The organism is Yoonia sp. (assembly GCF_036770585.1).
In the GTDB taxonomy this organism is placed as follows: Bacteria; Pseudomonadota; Alphaproteobacteria; order Rhodobacterales; family Rhodobacteraceae; genus Yoonia.
Window position 1 is genome coordinate 42,113 of the sequence record NZ_DAIPIW010000001.1, and the last position, 15,428, is coordinate 57,540.

Annotated in this window: 17 protein-coding genes; 12 read left to right on the forward strand and 5 right to left on the reverse strand. The window is 63.4% G+C overall.

Annotation, left to right across the window (positions count from 1 at the left end; genetic code table 11):
- The first annotated feature begins 6 nt into the window (after positions 1 to 6).
- Positions 7 to 927, forward strand: a complete 921-nt coding sequence (locus tag V7N12_RS00175; RefSeq protein ID WP_333711825.1) for a DMT family transporter — start codon at positions 7 to 9, stop codon at positions 925 to 927.
- Here the strand turns inward: V7N12_RS00175 and V7N12_RS00180 are convergent.
- On the reverse strand, positions 924 to 1,547 hold the full coding sequence (locus tag V7N12_RS00180; protein ID WP_333711826.1) for a hypothetical protein: 624 nt from the start codon (positions 1,545 to 1,547) through the stop codon (positions 924 to 926). The two genes, V7N12_RS00175 and V7N12_RS00180, sit on opposite strands and share 4 nt — an antisense overlap.
- Before the next feature lie 214 nt (positions 1,548 to 1,761).
- Between V7N12_RS00180 and V7N12_RS00185 the strand changes: the two genes are divergently transcribed.
- A complete protein-coding gene (locus V7N12_RS00185; RefSeq protein ID WP_333711827.1) occupies positions 1,762 to 1,947 on the forward strand; it encodes a hypothetical protein in 186 nt (61 codons plus the stop codon).
- 57 nt (positions 1,948 to 2,004) lie between these two features.
- On the opposite strand, the gene V7N12_RS00190 is transcribed toward V7N12_RS00185, so the two are convergent.
- On the reverse strand, positions 2,005 to 2,874 hold the full coding sequence (locus tag V7N12_RS00190) for a branched-chain amino acid aminotransferase (protein WP_333711828.1): 870 nt from the start codon (positions 2,872 to 2,874) through the stop codon (positions 2,005 to 2,007).
- A gap of 150 nt (positions 2,875 to 3,024) precedes the next feature.
- Here V7N12_RS00190 and V7N12_RS00195 point away from each other — a divergent pair, with 150 nt between their 5' ends.
- The 7 genes from V7N12_RS00195 to V7N12_RS00225 all read left to right on the forward strand — a co-directional run bounded on the left by V7N12_RS00195 (position 3,025) and on the right by V7N12_RS00225 (position 9,262).
- On the forward strand, positions 3,025 to 3,531 hold the full coding sequence (locus V7N12_RS00195; protein ID WP_333711829.1) for a MarR family winged helix-turn-helix transcriptional regulator: 507 nt from the start codon (positions 3,025 to 3,027) through the stop codon (positions 3,529 to 3,531).
- Positions 3,528 to 4,229, forward strand: coding sequence for a response regulator (locus V7N12_RS00200; RefSeq protein ID WP_333711830.1), 702 nt, complete (start codon positions 3,528 to 3,530; stop codon positions 4,227 to 4,229). Before V7N12_RS00195 ends, V7N12_RS00200 begins: the two co-directional genes overlap by 4 nt.
- Positions 4,230 to 4,276: 47 nt before the next feature.
- Positions 4,277 to 5,200: a histone deacetylase family protein gene (locus tag V7N12_RS00205; protein WP_333711832.1), complete on the forward strand. Its 924-nt coding sequence runs from the start codon at positions 4,277 to 4,279 to the stop codon at positions 5,198 to 5,200.
- Positions 5,197 to 5,430: an exodeoxyribonuclease VII small subunit gene (locus tag V7N12_RS00210; protein WP_333711833.1), complete on the forward strand. Its 234-nt coding sequence runs from the start codon at positions 5,197 to 5,199 to the stop codon at positions 5,428 to 5,430. The genes V7N12_RS00205 and V7N12_RS00210 overlap by 4 nt, the downstream gene beginning before the upstream one ends.
- Positions 5,423 to 6,325 (forward strand): polyprenyl synthetase family protein, encoded by a 903-nt coding sequence (locus V7N12_RS00215; protein WP_333711834.1) that lies wholly within the window; start codon positions 5,423 to 5,425, stop codon positions 6,323 to 6,325. The genes V7N12_RS00210 and V7N12_RS00215 overlap by 8 nt, the downstream gene beginning before the upstream one ends.
- 11 nt (positions 6,326 to 6,336) lie before the next feature.
- Complete coding sequence (gene dxs, locus V7N12_RS00220) at positions 6,337 to 8,250, forward strand: 1-deoxy-D-xylulose-5-phosphate synthase (protein WP_333711836.1); 1,914 nt, start codon at positions 6,337 to 6,339, stop codon at positions 8,248 to 8,250.
- Positions 8,251 to 8,410: 160 nt separating this feature from the next.
- Entirely contained in the window at positions 8,411 to 9,262 is an 852-nt protein-coding gene (locus V7N12_RS00225) for a sterol desaturase family protein (protein ID WP_333711837.1), read from the forward strand.
- Here V7N12_RS00225 and V7N12_RS00230 read toward each other — a convergent pair whose 3' ends face one another.
- Positions 9,263 to 10,036, reverse strand: a complete 774-nt coding sequence (locus V7N12_RS00230; protein ID WP_333711839.1) for an ion transporter — start codon at positions 10,034 to 10,036, stop codon at positions 9,263 to 9,265. It lies immediately after the preceding gene.
- A 134-nt stretch (positions 10,037 to 10,170) separates the two neighbouring features.
- Here V7N12_RS00230 and V7N12_RS00235 point away from each other — a divergent pair, with 134 nt between their 5' ends.
- Positions 10,171 to 10,827: a hypothetical protein gene (locus V7N12_RS00235; RefSeq protein ID WP_333711841.1), complete on the forward strand. Its 657-nt coding sequence runs from the start codon at positions 10,171 to 10,173 to the stop codon at positions 10,825 to 10,827.
- Here V7N12_RS00235 and V7N12_RS00240 read toward each other — a convergent pair.
- Together V7N12_RS00240 and V7N12_RS00245 are read right to left on the reverse strand one after the other, a co-directional pair.
- Positions 10,793 to 11,653: an SDR family oxidoreductase gene (locus V7N12_RS00240; protein WP_333711842.1), complete on the reverse strand. Its 861-nt coding sequence runs from the start codon at positions 11,651 to 11,653 to the stop codon at positions 10,793 to 10,795. The genes V7N12_RS00235 and V7N12_RS00240 overlap by 35 nt on opposite strands.
- A gap of 277 nt (positions 11,654 to 11,930) precedes the next feature.
- Positions 11,931 to 12,680: a class II aldolase and adducin N-terminal domain-containing protein gene (locus V7N12_RS00245; protein WP_333711843.1), complete on the reverse strand. Its 750-nt coding sequence runs from the start codon at positions 12,678 to 12,680 to the stop codon at positions 11,931 to 11,933.
- Between the two features lie 71 nt (positions 12,681 to 12,751).
- Here V7N12_RS00245 and araD point away from each other — a divergent pair, with 71 nt between their 5' ends.
- Together araD and V7N12_RS00255 are read left to right on the forward strand one after the other, a co-directional pair.
- Positions 12,752 to 14,509 (forward strand): L-arabinonate dehydratase, encoded by a 1,758-nt coding sequence (gene araD, locus V7N12_RS00250; protein ID WP_333711844.1) that lies wholly within the window; start codon positions 12,752 to 12,754, stop codon positions 14,507 to 14,509.
- Positions 14,509 to 15,420, forward strand: a complete 912-nt coding sequence (locus V7N12_RS00255) for a Gfo/Idh/MocA family protein (RefSeq protein WP_333711845.1) — start codon at positions 14,509 to 14,511, stop codon at positions 15,418 to 15,420. The genes araD and V7N12_RS00255 overlap by 1 nt, the downstream gene beginning before the upstream one ends.
- Positions 15,421 to 15,428 lie beyond the last annotated feature (8 nt).

A 15,428-nucleotide genomic window follows, 5' to 3' on the forward strand; every position in this document is an offset into this window, starting at 1 on the left:
CACATCATGCAACCGTTGCGCGGCATTCTGTTCAAGGTCCTGTCGGTTTGCGTCTTCATGGCGATGGCCAGCCTGATCAAGGCGTCGTCGGACGTGGTCCCGCCCGGGCAGGCGGTCTTCTTCCGGTCGTTCTTTGCCTTGCCGATCATCGTCGGCTGGCTGGCCGTCCGGCGCGAGTTGCGCCACGGCTGGAAGACGCAGAACCCGATCTCGCATGTCTGGCGCGGGCTGGTGGGCACCACCGCGATGGGCCTTGGCTTTATGGGGCTGGGCCTGCTGCCGCTGCCCGAGGTGACGGCGATCGGCTATGCCGCGCCCCTGCTGGTGGTCATTTTCGCCGCGATGTTTCTGGGCGAGGACGTGCGCGCTTTTCGCCTGACCGCCGTGGCGCTGGGCATGGTCGGCGTGCTGATCGTGCTGACGCCGCGCCTGTCGGTCGGGGCGGCGCTGAACACATCCGAGACCTTGGGCGCGATCGTCGTGCTGATGGGGGCGGTCATGGCCGCGCTGGCGCAGGTCTTTGTCCGCAAGATGGTCGCGACGGAAACGACAGCCGCGATTGTTTTCTGGTTCACCATCACATCCTCGGTCATGGCGCTGTTCACCCTGCCATGGGGCTGGGCCGTGCCTAGCTGGCAGGTTGCGCTGATGCTGGTCATGGCGGGCTTGCTGGGCGGGATCGGGCAGATATTGCTGACGTCGAGCTATCGCTATGCCGATGCCTCGCTGGTGGCGCCGTTCGATTATACCTCGATGCTGCTGGCCCTCGTGATCGGCTATTTCATCTTCGACGAGGTGCCGACCCTGACCATGCTGCTGGGCGCGGCAATCGTGATCTTTGCCGGCGTGCTGATCATCTGGCGCGAGCGTCAGTTGGGCTTGCAACGCGCGCAACAGCGCAAGGCGACGGGGAACGTCGGCGGCTAGGGGTTGAAGCGGAACTTGCGGATGATGCCCCTGACGCCTTCGAGGGTCCGCCGGATCCCGGGCGGGCTGTCCGGCACCTGAAGGCCGAGATCGGCATAGAGCGACCAGATATCCCGCACATCCTCGGGCGAGAAGCGGGCGGGCACCTGTGCGGTCTGGCCGCCTTTGGGGCGCTGCAACTGGGGCGGGATCCGGAACGGCAGACCGGCGGCTTCATGCACCAGCAGTTTTTGATTCAGCCGCGCGATCAGGCGGGGATGGGCGTCTTGCGGTTCGACCCTCAGTTTGTGATTGCGGAATGATCCGGTGTCCCAGTTGAACAGGACAACCGCAAAGAGATTGTCGGGCCCCGGCCGCGCGGGCAGGGGCTGCGGATTTTCGACGTGCTGGGCAGGGTTCGTGCGGTAGAACGCATGGGCGGCGACCGCAAAGTCGCACTGCGGCTGGCTGAGCATCCAGTAGATCAGCCCGTTGTGGGCATCGCCGCGGGTGCGCCGGATGGTGTCGAGCCAGAGGTCCTGGGGCGCCTCTTTCAGCAGCCGCCGGAGCTGGAACTCGCTATCGGAAATGCGCGCCCTGTTGGGGTTCTGCGGGGCATTTTGGTTGGCGGAAGGGACCATGATACAACTTACACTACGAAGTGCCCGATAGATGCCGCTGAAAACAGACGGAAGTTTGGCGAGGGCTGCCTTGATCGAAAATTTGTTGTTTTCCAGAACGAGTCAATGATGTTTTCGAAGGCGCGATTATCCGCCGATCAGAGACAATTTCAGAAGAGTTGACGGATTTCCGCCGATCGGTGTTATGATCGGGGCCCGAAGAACGGAGGAAAGCATGACCAAGCATATTCTGGATCACGGCCGTTCGAAGCGTGAATCGGCCGTCGCGAAAGCGGTCGCTGCGCTGGAGAAAGATCAGCCGAAGCCGGCCACGCTGGCGCTGCAACGCCGCCGGCGGTCGCGTGACGAAAGCCAGCGATCCGCGCAATTTCTGCGGCTTGCCCGGGCGCGGGTCGAATAGGTCGCAATGAAAAGGGGCGCCACGGCGCCCCTTGTTCCGACCGGATGCAGCGCAGGTCTAGCTGCGCACCAGCTTTTCGTAATCCTGCGCGATTTCGCGCGTGATCGCGCCGACCTCGAAGTTGTAGTCGCCGATCTGGCCGACGGGGGTGACCTCGGCTGCGGTGCCGGTCAGCCAGCACTGCTCGAAGCCTTCCAGTTCCTCGGGCATGATGTGCCGTTCATGCACGGTCAGCCCCTTGTCCTTCAGCATCCCGATGACGGTTTGACGGGTCAGACCGTTGAGGAAGGCATCGGGCGTCGGGGTGTGGATCTCGCCGTCCTTGACGAAAAAGATGTTGGCGCCCGTCGCCTCGGCCACGTAGCCGCGATAGTCGAACATCATCGCGTCCGAGCAGCCCTTTGCCTCGGCTGTGTGTTTGGACATGGTGGCGATCATGTAAAGACCGGCGGCCTTGGCCTGTGACGGGGCGGTTTCGGGGCTGGGGCGTTTCCATTTCGCGATATCCAGCTTGGCGCCCTTCATCTTGGCGTCGCCGTAGTAGTTGCCCCATTCCCAGACCGCGACGGCCATGTGCACGGGGTTGCGGGCGGATGCGACACCCATGTCGGGGCCTGCACCGCGCCATGCAAGCGCACGGACATAGGCGTCTTTCAGGCCGTTTGCGTCGAGGGCGGCCTGTTTGGCGGCCTCGATCTGGTCCACGGTATAGGGGATCTCGAAGTCGATCAGCCTGCCCGAGTTCAACAGACGCTCGGAATGTTCGCGCGATTTGAAGATCTTGCCGCCATAGCAACGCTCGCCCTCGAACACGGACGAGGCATAGTGCAGCGCATGGGTCAGGATGTGCACTTTCGCGTCGCGCCATTCGACCAACTGGCCGTCCATCCAGATTTTGCCGTCTCTATCGTCATATGCGCCAGCCATCGCTGCCTCCATCCCGTTTTGCATTTGTTACGTAGATAAGTCCGTTTCGGACATAATGTTGCGTAGTTTCTGCGTTTCGCTACCAGTTGATTCTTGGAATGTCAACAAAGCTGACGTATTGTCGCCCCAAGATCAAAGGAGACGATACCCATGAGCCAGGGACTGCCGCCACAGATGGGGCAAAGCCTGCTGTTCCTGACGGATGAACAGCTGCGCAAAGGGATCGAGGCGATGTTCTTTGCCTATCGCGGTTTCACCGCCGATCCGGATCGTATCCTCGAAGAACTGGGCTATGGCCGCGCGCATCATCGCGCGATCCATTTCATCAACCGCAGCCCGGGAACGACCGTCAACAACCTTCTGTCGATCCTTGGTGTGACAAAGCAATCGCTCAATCGTGTCTTGCGTACGCTGATCGAAGACGGTTTGGTCAAAAGCACCGTAGGCCGCCGCGACAAGCGCGAGCGTCATTTGCACCTGACAGAGGACGGCGCAACGCTGGAACGGGCGCTGTCGGATGCGCAACGCGACCGGATGCGGGCGGCCTACCGTGCCGCAGGACCCGAGGCGGTTGCCGGTTTCCGGCAGGTGCTGGAGGCGATGATGGATGAGGATGCGCGCCGGCATTACGAGGCGATGAAGGACTTTGTGGAATGAGTAGCGACGACGCCCATTTGTTGATTGTCGATGATGACGAACGGATCCGTGGGCTGTTGCAGAAGTTCCTGATCCGGTCGGGCTTTCTGGTCTCCACTGCCCGCGATGCCGCCCACGCTCGCCGCATCCTGTCGGGGCTGGAATTCGATCTGATCGTGCTTGACGTGATGATGCCGGGCGAAGACGGGGTCTCGCTTTGTCGGGATCTGCGCCGAACGATCCCGACGCCGGTCATGCTGCTGACCGCCAAGGGCGACACCGATGACCGGATCACCGGACTGGAGGCAGGGGCGGACGACTATCTTGCCAAACCCTTCGAGCCGAAAGAGCTGCTGTTGCGGATCAACGCGATCCTGCGCCGTGTCCCCGCGGCAGAGCCTGCGATCGTCCTGCCCAAGGTGCTGAACCTCGGCCCGATCCGCTATGACATCGAGCGCGGCGAGATGTGGCACGGCGAAAAGCTGGTGCGGCTGACGGCGACCGAAAGCCAGTTGATGAAGATCTTCTCGGGTTGCCCCGGCGAGGCGGTGACACGGACAAGGCTGGTCGAGGAACTCAGCCGGTCGGGCGGGCAGACGCAGGAGCGCGCGGTCGACGTGCAGATCACCCGCCTGCGCCGCAAGATCGAGATGGACCCCAAGCAGCCGCGCTATCTGCAGACCGTGCGCGGCGCGGGATACATGTTGTCGCCGGAATAGGCCAAATCGCTCTTGAGTGTCGGGGCTGAAACGGGTCTTTTGTCGCCATGACGACTGCGCTGATCACCCATGATGACTGCTACGGCCATGTCACCCCGCCCGGGCACCCCGAACAGGTGGCGCGGCTGGATGCGGTGCTCGGCGCGCTGGAAGGGATGGACCTGACCCGCGTGAAGGCGCCGCTTGCCGCCGATGACGATCTACTGCGCGTGCATCCCAAATCCTACATCGACATGGTGCGGGCGGCGGCACCCGATACAGGCTGGCGTTCGCTGGATGGCGATACGCATATGTCCGCGGGCACGCTGGCGGCGGCCTATCGCGCGGCGGGCGGTGTCGTCCGTGCCGTCGATCTGGTGCTGGGCGGCGAGGTGCACAACGCCTTTGCCGCCGTGCGCCCGCCGGGACATCATGCCGAACGCGAGACCGCCATGGGCTTTTGCTTTTTCGGCAATGTCGTGGTCGGTGCCCGTCACGCGCTGGACCATCACGGCCTGTCTCGCGTCGCGATCGTGGATTTCGACGTGCACCATGGCAACGGCACGCAGGATCTGGTCGAGGATGATCCGCGCATCCTTTTCGTCTCGTCGCATCAATGGCCGCTCTATCCCGGCACGGGGGCCGCGCATGAGACGGGCTGCGGCAACATCGTGAATCTGCCCCTGCCCGAAGGCACGGAATCGGCGGGATTTCGGGCGGCCTACGAACGGCAGGTCTTCCCCCGGATCGACACATTCAAGCCGCAGTTGCTGATTATTTCGGCGGGGTTCGATGCGCATCGCGCGGACCCGCTGGCGGGGCTGGAACTCGAGGCTGCGGATTTCGCCTGGGTGACGGAACGCCTCTGCGATCTGGCGGACAAGCATTGCGGCGGACGGGTGGTGTCCAGCCTCGAAGGGGGCTACGACCTAGAGGCATTGGGCGCATCCGCTGCGGCCCATGTGCGTGTTCTGGAGGAAAGAGGCCGATGAGCGATATTGACGCGATGACCTTTGAAGAGGCGATAAAAGAGCTGGAGAAAGTCGTCGGCCAGCTTGAACGCGGCGATGTGGCGCTGGACGACAGCATCGCGCTTTATGAACGCGGGGCGAAGCTGAAGGCGCGTTGCGAGGCCAAGCTGAAAGAGGCCGAGGAAAAGGTCGCCAAGATCACCCTGGGTGCCGATGGCACACCGGCTGGCACGGCGCCTCTCGATGACTGAGGGCGGGTTTCGCCTTGCGGCGCTGGAACGCCGCCCGCTGAAGGACGCGATGGCGCAAGCGGCAAAGGTGGCGCAAGCGCGGGTCGGCTTTGCGCTGAGCACGCAAGAGGGCGATCTGCCTGCCGCGATGCTCTATGCCGTGACCGGCGGCAAGGCGCTGCGGGCGTTTCTGGCGCTGGAAAGCGCGCGGTTGCACCAGATCAATCCGGTGGCGGTCGCCGGTGCGGCGGCGGCGATCGAGTGTATCCACGCCTATTCGCTGGTGCATGACGACCTGCCCTGCATGGACGACGACGAGACCCGTCGTGGCCAGCCCACCGTTCACCGCAAATGGGACGAGGCGACGGCGGTGCTGGCAGGCGACGCCCTGCAGGCGCTGGCGTTCGAACTGCTGGTGCAGACGGACTGTTCGCCGCGCGCCAAGATGAACCTTGTCGTCTCGCTGGCCCATGCCGCCGGTGTGCGCGGCATGGTCGGCGGTCAGGCGGCGGATATCGCGGCCGAAACGGCGGGCGCGCCGCTGGACCTTGACCGGATCATGGCCTTGCAGGCGGGCAAGACCGGCGCGCTGATCACATGGTCCGCTCTTGTCGGTCCGCGCATGGCCGAGGCCGAGCGGGAACCCATGACCATCTATGGCGAGGCCTTGGGACAGGCCTTTCAGATCGCCGACGACATTCTGGACGAGACCGGCGATGCGGCGGTTGTCGGCAAGGCCGTCGGCAAGGATGCGGCGGCTGGTAAAGCGACTTTCGTTTCGCTATTGGGCCTCGATGGGGCAAAGCGCCGCGCAGCCGATCTGGTTGATGCGGCCTGCGATGCGCTATCTCCTTACGGCGAAGACGCCGAAACATTGAAAGAGGCCGCGCGGTTCGTGATCGCGCGCACGCATTAAGAAGGGTCGCCATGTCAGACCGCCCGCATACGCCCGTTCTGGATCGGGTCAAGACACCTGCCGACATGAAGGGACTGTCCGACGCCGAGTTGCGGCGCCTGGCGGATGACCTGCGGGCCGAGACGATCTCGGCTGTGTCGGAAACGGGCGGGCATCTGGGCGCGGGGCTTGGCGTGGTCGAACTGACGGTGGCCCTGCACGCGGTCTTCGATGCGCCCAAGGACAAGATCATCTGGGACGTGTCCCACCAGTCTTACCCGCACAAGATCCTGACGGGGCGGCGCGACCGGATCAGGACCCTGCGGCAGGAAGGCGGGCTGTCCGGTTTCACCAAACGGTCCGAAAGCCCCTATGACCCGTTCGGTGCGGCCCATTCCAGCACCTCGATTTCGGCGGCACTTGGCTTTGCGGTGGCGCGCGATCTGGGCGGTGAGGGCGGTGACGCCATTGCCGTGATCGGCGACGGGGCGATGTCGGCGGGCATGGCCTATGAGGCGATGAACAACGCAGGCCATCTGGGCAAGCGGCTGATCGTGATCCTCAACGACAACGAGATGTCCATCGCGCCCCCGACAGGGGCGATGTCGGCCTATCTGTCTCGCCTCTATGCGGGCGAGCCGTTTCAGGAATTCAAGGCGGCGGCCAAGGGGGCGGTGTCCCTGCTGCCCGAACCCTTCCGCGAGGGGGCCAAGCGCGCCAAGGACATGCTGAAACATATGACGGTGGGCGGCACCCTCTTTGAAGAATTGGGGTTTGACTATCTCGGCCCGATCGACGGGCACGACATGGAGCAGCTCTTGTCGGTCTTGCGGACGGTCAAGGTGCGGGCGGATGGGCCGATCCTGATCCATGCGATCACCAGGAAGGGCAAGGGCTATGCCCCTGCCGAAGGTGCCAGCGACAAGGGCCATGCGACGGCCAAGTTCGATGTGGTCACGGGCAAGCAGACCAAGGCGCCGAGCAATGCGCCCAGTTATACGGCAGTCTTTGCCGAGACATTGTGCAAACTGGCCGCCGACGACCGCAAGATCTGTGCGGTGACCGCCGCGATGCCGGATGGCACGGGCCTGTCGCGGTTCATGCAGCGCTATACCAGCCGCTGTTTCGATGTGGGCATCGCCGAACAGCATGCGGTGACCTTCAGCGCGGGGCTGGCTGCGGGCGGGATGCGGCCCTTCTGCGCGCTTTACTCGACCTTCCTGCAGCGTGGTTACGATCAGGTCGTGCATGACGTGGCCATCCAGCGCCTGCCTGTGCGTTTTGCCATCGACCGCGCGGGGCTGGTCGGTGCCGATGGGGCGACCCACGCAGGGTCTTTCGACGTGGCCTATCTGGCGAACCTGCCCGGCTTTGTCGTGATGGCTGCGGCGGATGAGGCGGAACTGGTGCGCATGGTCGCAACGGCCGCTGTCCATGACGAAGGCCCGATTGCCTTCCGCTTTCCGCGCGGCGAAGGGGTGGGCGTCGAGATGCCCGAAAACCCCCAACTGCTCGAAATCGGCAAGGGCCGGATGATCCGCGAAGGCGCGCGCGTGGCGATCCTGTCCTTCGGGACGCGCCTGCAAGAGGCCGTGAAAGCCTGCGAGGCGCTGGAGGCCAAGGGGATCACCCCGACGCTGGCCGATGCGCGTTTCGCCAAGCCGCTGGACCGTGATCTGATCCTGCAATTGGCCACCACCCACGAGGCGCTGATCACCGTCGAAGAGGGTGCCGTGGGTGGGTTCGGATCGCATGTCGCGCAGTTGCTGGCGGATGAGGGCGTGTTCGATCACGGGCTGAAGTTCCGGTCGATGGTGCTGCCCGATATCTTCATCGATCAGGCAAGCCCCAAGGCGATGTATGATGTCGCGGGCATGAATGCCGAACATATCGCGGCCAAGGTGCTGGATGCGCTGGGCGTCGCAGTGATCGAAAAGCGGGCCTGAGGCATCGCCGGAATGGTCGTGATGCCTTAGGGTTGCCGCATTTCGTGGGCATTGATGGCGCGTTTACACGGTCCGCGCCCCATTGTGCGGGTCCGTGGCGCTTTGATGGAATCGCGTCGCGTGGTGTGCGTCGTCTAAGTTGGCCAATGGGATTTGTGCGATGGACTGGTTCGACAAGTTTCTGAATCTCGGTTTCGGGACCCAGATCATCATCGCGCTTGTGGCGAAATACCTGCTGTATCTCTGCTATCGCAAGGCGTCAGAGATCAGCCGCCATGCGGATGAAAACATGCTGACATCGATCGCGGTCTCGTCGTTCAACCTGATCGCGGTGATCGTGTTTGTCGCTGACATCAACAATTGGCTGCAAGCACAATATGACGCGCTGGGCATCCCGACGCTTGACCCCGGCATCTGGACCGGTCTGCCCTTGTGGCTGGTCTGTGTGATCGGGATCGTCACTAAGGATTTCGCCGATTACTGGAGCTACCGCGTGATGCATACCCGCTGGGGTTGGCCCACCCATGCCGCGCATCATTCGGACACCCATGTGAATGGCTTTACCGGCCTGCGCGTGCATTTTCTGGAATCGATCCTGATGACGATCTCCGCGGTTCTGCTGCTGACATGGATGCAGATCCCGCAGGTCATTCCCATCGTCGCGCTGTTCTACATGGTCCAGGGCGTCTACATCCATCTGGACCTCGATTGGGACCATGGCCCTTTCAAATATCTCTTTGCCTCGCCCCGGTATCACCGCTGGCATCATGCCGACGTGCCCGAGGCCTATGGCAAGAACCTGTCTAGCGTCATCCCGCTGTGGGACGTCCTGTTCGGGACCTACTACAACCCCGGAACCTGCGACAAACCGATGGGGGCACGGGCGACGGGCGTGCCCGACAAGAACCCGATCCTGATCTATATCTATCCCGTTCAGGAATGGGGGCGGTTGATACGCGCCGAGGCAGGGCGGCTGGCGGACAGATTTCGCAACCCGCGGGCCAGGCCCTGATCAATCCCGCCTTTCCAGCTTCATTTCGATCGCGGCCAGTCTTGCCAGCACCTCGTCCCGGTAGCTGTCGGTGGCGGCGTTGCTTTCGGCCGCATGGGCGTCCTGCATCGAGTTCACGATCAGACCGACCAGCAGGTTCACCACCGCGAAGGTCGTCACCATGATGAAGGGCACGAAGAAGACCCAGGCGTAGGGGTAGATTTCCATCACCGGGCGGACGATGCCCATCGACCAGCTTTCCAGCGTCATGATCTGGAACAGCGAATACCCCGACCGGCCCAGCGTGCCGAACCATTCGGGGAAGGCGTCTCCGAAAAGTTTCGTCGCCATCACCGCGCCGATGTAGAAGACGATCCCCATCAGCAGGAAAACCGACCCCATCCCGGGCAGCGCGGTCACGAACCCCTCGACCACGCGGCGCAGCGAGGGCACGACCGAGATCACCCGCAACACCCGCAGGATACGCAGCGCCCGCAGCACCGACAGACCGCCATTGCCGGGGACCAGCGAGACGCCGACGATGACGAAGTCAAAGAGATTCCAGCCGGACCGGAAGAAGCTGGTGCGATAGGCGAAGAGTTTCAGCAAAAGCTCGATCACGAAGACCGCAAGGCAGAGACGGTCCAGCATGAGGATCAACGGACCCGCCGCTGCCATGATGGTTTGAGAGGTCTCCATGCCCAGAATGACCGCGTTGAAGATGATCACCCCGACGATGACATTCCGGGTCAGGTCGGTTTCAAGAAATGCTGTGGTTCTCTGGCGTAGCGACATGGGACACCCGTGATCAGAATTGGCCTTCATATGGCGTGGCGCGCGCGCGCCGACAAGCATAATGCGCGACGCAGGGTTTCACTGGACGCAGATGCGCGCTAATTGGCAGCCTATGCCCGGAAAGTGAGCCGCCCATGACCCTGCACCCCCGCCTGATCTTCCGCTGGATCGCGTTTCTGCTGGCAGCGGGGTATTGCATCCGGACGTTGATATTCGGTGGATGGGATGACCTTGGCGGCCCGTTCCGGTTCCTGACGGTCTGGGCGCTTTTCTTTTCGTTCTTCTGCTTCAGCCGCATGATGGCGATCGAAGAGGGCCGCAGCGACAAGCGATGGGACGGCTTCGTGGCGATGACGGCGGTGATCAACACGATGGTGGTGATCCTTTACTGGCGGCTTTATTTCGCCGATCCGGCATCCGTCACCCGCGATGGCGAACTGGCGGGCTGGCATCTGGAACTTTACTATCATCTGGTCGGACCCGCCGTGCAGGTGATCGATGCGATTTTCGTCCACAAGAGCTTTCGCCGTCTGCTGCCCGCGATCGCGTGGCTCTTCGGGGTGATCGCCGCGTTTCTGGCTTTGGCCGAACTGGTGTGGCAGCCGCTCAATTCCGCGCCGGCGGGGACGGTCACCAGCGGCCTGCCCTATCCGTTTCTCAACAATCTGGAATTCGCGGATCGGGCGGTCTTCTATGCCTCCAATTTCGTCTCGGCGCTGGTGATCCTGTTGATCTATGCCGGTATCGCCTGGGCGGTCAGGCGCCGATTTCCTGCGCCAGTAACGCCCTGAGGCCGGATTTGTAATCAGGGTAGAGCAATTCGACCCCCAGCTCGTCCTTGATCCGGTCGTTCCGGACCTTCTTGCTTTCGGCGTAAAAGCTGCGGGCCATGGGCGACATATTTGCGGTTTCGAAATCCTCGGCAGGCGGGATCGGCAGGCCGAGCAGTTCGGCGGCATAGGCGATCACATCCTCGGGCGGGGCGGGGTCATCGTCGCAGACGTTGTAGGCAGCGCCGGGGTTGGGTCTGGCGATGGAGGCGGCCAGCACGCGGGCGATATCGGCGACATGGGTGCGGCTGAAGACCTGACCCGGCTTGATGATCCGCCGCGCCGTGCCCTCGCGCACCTTGGCGAATGGGCCGCGCCCGGGGCCGTAGATGCCCGCCAGCCTGAAGATATGCAGCGGCAGGCCGGGGATGCTGGCCCAGTCGGCCTCGGCCTTGACGCGCGCGATGCCGCGTCTGGTGGCGGGGGTGAGGTGGGTGTTTTCGTCGACCCAGTCGCCATTGTGATCGCCGTAGACGCCCGTGGTGGACAGATAGCCGACCCATGCATATTGGCCCGCCCGCGCGGCAATCGCGTCGCGCAGGTCCGCAAGCACCGGATCGCCGTTGTCATCAGGGGCGGCCGAGATCAGGATATGTGTCGCGGTTTTCAGCGCCGGTATCATGTCGGCCCCCGGCCAGAGGCGCGGCTCGACGCCTTCGGCCATCAGGCGCGGGGCCTTGTCTTCGGACCTTGTGGTGCCGATGACGCGCCAGTCTTGCGGCAGAAGGATGCGGGACAGCGCGCGGGCCGAATAGCCGTGGCCGAAGGAAAGCAGTGTCTTGGTCATGATTGTGTGGTGCCGCAACCTGCGTATCTGTGCAAGCCCCAGCGCCTGCCGAAAGCACGGGATGCCTCCGGCGGGGATATTTTCGGCCAAAAGAAGTAAGGATCTCTTGACGATGTCGTTGTAGACCCGAGCTGCGGTACAGGCGGGGACGCCGATGACCGCGCCATGAGAAGCCCCTTTTCATCCAAGGCGGATGGAAGGGGGTCATGGGCTTCTCTTGGCCGAAAATATCCTCGCCGCAGGCAAGAAATTCCTTTTTCCGACCTGTCCGGTCACGCTAAGCGGCGTAGTTCGATCCCTCTTCGTCGAGGATCGCCTTGAGTTCCGCCAGATGCCGCACGTCCTGTTCGGGGTATTGTTCAAGTTCTTGCGCGGTCTTTTCCGCGACCTCATCGGGCAGCACCCGCAGGTCGCGGCCGGTTTGCAGGGCGCGGATATAGTTCTCGGCGGCGCGTTCGAAGTAATACATCCGGTTGAAGGTCTCGGCCACGGTTTCCCCGATCACCAGCACGCCGTGATTGCCCATGATCATCACCCGCTTTTTCGGATCGTCAAAGAGGGCGGCACAGCGTTCGCCCTCTTCCGCGAAGGCGAGGCCGCCATAATTCTCGTCGATGACATAGCGATTGAAGAAGGTGGCGCAGTTCTGGTCGATGGGCGGCAGGCGGCTGTCCTTGAGGGATGCCAGCACGGTGGCATGGATCGAGTGGACATGGATCGCGCAGCGGGCGTGGGGGACGTGCCGGTGGATGCCGCCGTGCAGCCCCCATGCGGTCGGGTCAGGGGCGTTGGGTCCTCGCAGCGTGTCAGGGTCGTTGGCGTCCACCTCGATCAGGTCGCTGGCCTTGATCCGCGCGAAATGCATCTGGTTGGGGTTCATCAGGAACCGCGTGCCATCGTCGTTGATCGCATAGCTGAAGTGGTTGGCGACCCCTTCGTGCAGGTTCAGCCGTGCAGTCCAGCGGAAAGCGGCGGCAAGATCGACGCGAGCGGCCCAATGCGTCATGTTTTTGGTGGGCGAGTTCATGGCGGCTCCTTGGATTTGGCTGGGTTGCGCGGTAAGCATGGCGCTAACACCATCATGAAGGAAGACGCAAAATGGCATTCAAACCCGCCAAATGGCCCCGCAAGCTGAGGTCTCAGGAATGGTTCGGGGGGTCGTCCAAGGACGCGATCTACCACCGCTCTTGGATGAAGAATCAGGGTCTGCCTGCGGATTTGCTGGATGGCCGCCCGGTGATCGGCATCTGCAACACGTGGTCCGAGCTGACGCCCTGCAACGCCCATCTGCGCGATCTGGCCGAGCGGGTGAAGTTCGGTGTTTACGAGGCGGGCGGTTTTCCGGTGGAGTTTCCGGTGTTCTCGCCTGCGGAATCCAGCCTGCGCCCCACCGCGATGATGTTCCGCAACCTTTGCGCGATGGATGTCGAAGAGGCGATCCGCGGTAAGTCGATGGATGGTGTCGTCCTGCTGGCGGGCTGCGACAAGACCACACCTGCCTTGCTGATGGGTGCCGCCTCGGTCGATTTGCCGGCGATCGTCGTCTCGGGCGGGCCGATGCTGAACGGGCATTTCAGGGGCGAGCGTGTCGGGTCCGGCACGCATCTGTGGAAGTTCTCCGAAGCGGTCCGCGCGGGCGAGATGACGGCAGAGGAATTCGTCGAGGCCGAGGCGTCGATGTCGCGGTCCCCGGGGTCCTGCAACACGATGGGCACCGCCAGCACGATGGCGAGCATGGCCGAGGCGCTGGGCATGGCCCTGTCGGGCAATGCCGCGATCCCTGCCGTCGACAGCCGCCGCCGCGTGATGGCGCATCTGACGGGCCGCCGCATCGTGCAGATGGTGAAGGATGATCTGAAACCCTCGGACGTCATGACGAAAGAGGCCTTCGAGAACGCGATCCGCACCAATGCGGCCATCGGCGGGTCCACCAATGCGGTGATCCACCTTTTGGCGATGGCGGGCCGGACCGAGAACGTCACGCTGACGCTGGACGACTGGGACCGTCTGGGCCGCGACGTGCCGACGATCGTGAACCTGATGCCTTCGGGCAAATACCTGATGGAGGAATTCTTCTATGCCGGTGGTCTGCCTGTCGTGATCAAACGGCTGGGCGAGGCGGGGCTGTTGCACAAGGACGCGCTGACCGTGTCCGGCGGGTCGATCTGGGACGAAGTCCGCCACGTGAAGAACTGGAACGAGGATGTGATCCTGCCGGTCGAAAAGGCGCTGACCAAGTCGGGCGGGATTGCCGTGCTGCGCGGCAACCTTGCGCCGCTGGGGGCTGTGCTGAAACCCTCGGCCGCGACGCCGGAGTTGATGCAGCACCGCGGCCGCGCCGTCGTCTTCGAGGATATCGACGACTACAAGGCGCGCATCAATCTTGACGATCTGGATATCGACGAGACCTGCGTGATGGTCCTCAAGAACTGCGGCCCGCGCGGCTATCCCGGCATGGCCGAGGTGGGCAACATGGGCCTGCCGCCGAAGATCCTGAAGAAAGGGATCACCGATATGGTGCGGATTTCGGACGCGCGGATGTCGGGGACGGCCTTCGGCACCGTGGTGCTGCATACCTCGCCCGAGGCGGCGCGGGGTGGCCCGCTGGCCGTTGTGCGCGATGGCGACATGATCGAACTGGATGTCGCGGCGCGCAGGCTGCATCTGGACATCAGCGACGAGGAACTGGCCGCGCGTCTGGCCGACTGGACAGCCGAGGCATCCGGTGCGAACCCGCGTCCCGAAAGCGGCTATGCGATGCTGTATCATGACCGCGTGATGGGGGCCGATACGGGGGCGGATTTCGACTTTCTGACCGGGCACCGTGGCAATGCCGTTGGCAAGGAAGCGCATTGATGGCGCGTCCGATCTGTCTGGTGGGCATCGGCAAGATCGCCGTTGACCAGCATGTGCCCTCGATTGCGGCGAGTGCCGATTGGGACCTGGCGGCGACGGTCAGCCGGTCCGGCACGGTCGATGGCGTGCCTGCCTATACCGATTTCGACAGGATGCTGAACGAGCGGGGGGATATCGCGGTCGTCTCGCTCTGCCTGCCGCCCGTGCCGCGGTATGACTATGCCGCCCGCGCCATTGCGGCGGGCCGTCATGTGATGCTGGAAAAGCCGCCCGGTGCGACATTGGCCGAGGTCGACGCGCTGGGGGCGATGGCCAAGGCGGCGGGTGTGACGCTGTATACCACGTGGCACAGCCGCATGGCGGAAGGTGTCGCCCCCGCCAAGGCGTGGCTTGCGGACAAAGTGGTGAAGGCGGCGCATATCTCCTGGAAAGAGGACGTGCGCCGCTGGCATCCGGGGCAGGACTGGGTTTTCGAACCCGGCGGGATGGGGGTCTTCGATCCGGGCAGCAATGCTTTGTCGATCATGACCGAGATCCTGCCGATGCCGGTGCATCTGCGCACGGCCGAGTTGTTCTTTCCCGCCAACCGCCAGACACCGATTGCGGCGCATCTGGCATGGACAGGCGGGGTGACGGGGGATTTCGACTGGCGGCAGGAAGGTCCGCAAAGCTGGGACATCTCGGTCGAGACGACAGCGGGACGGCTCGACCTGCATGATGGCGGGGCGCGGCTGGTAATCGACGGGCAAGAGGTGATCGCCGGACCGGGGGCCGAGTATCCGGCGCTTTATGCCCGCATGGCGGACCTTGTGGCGACAGGGCAATCGCAGGTCGATGTCTCGCCCATGCTGCATGTCGCTGATGCGCTGACCATCGGGCGCAGGACGGAAGTGGAGGCGTTCCATTTCTAGCGATTTGC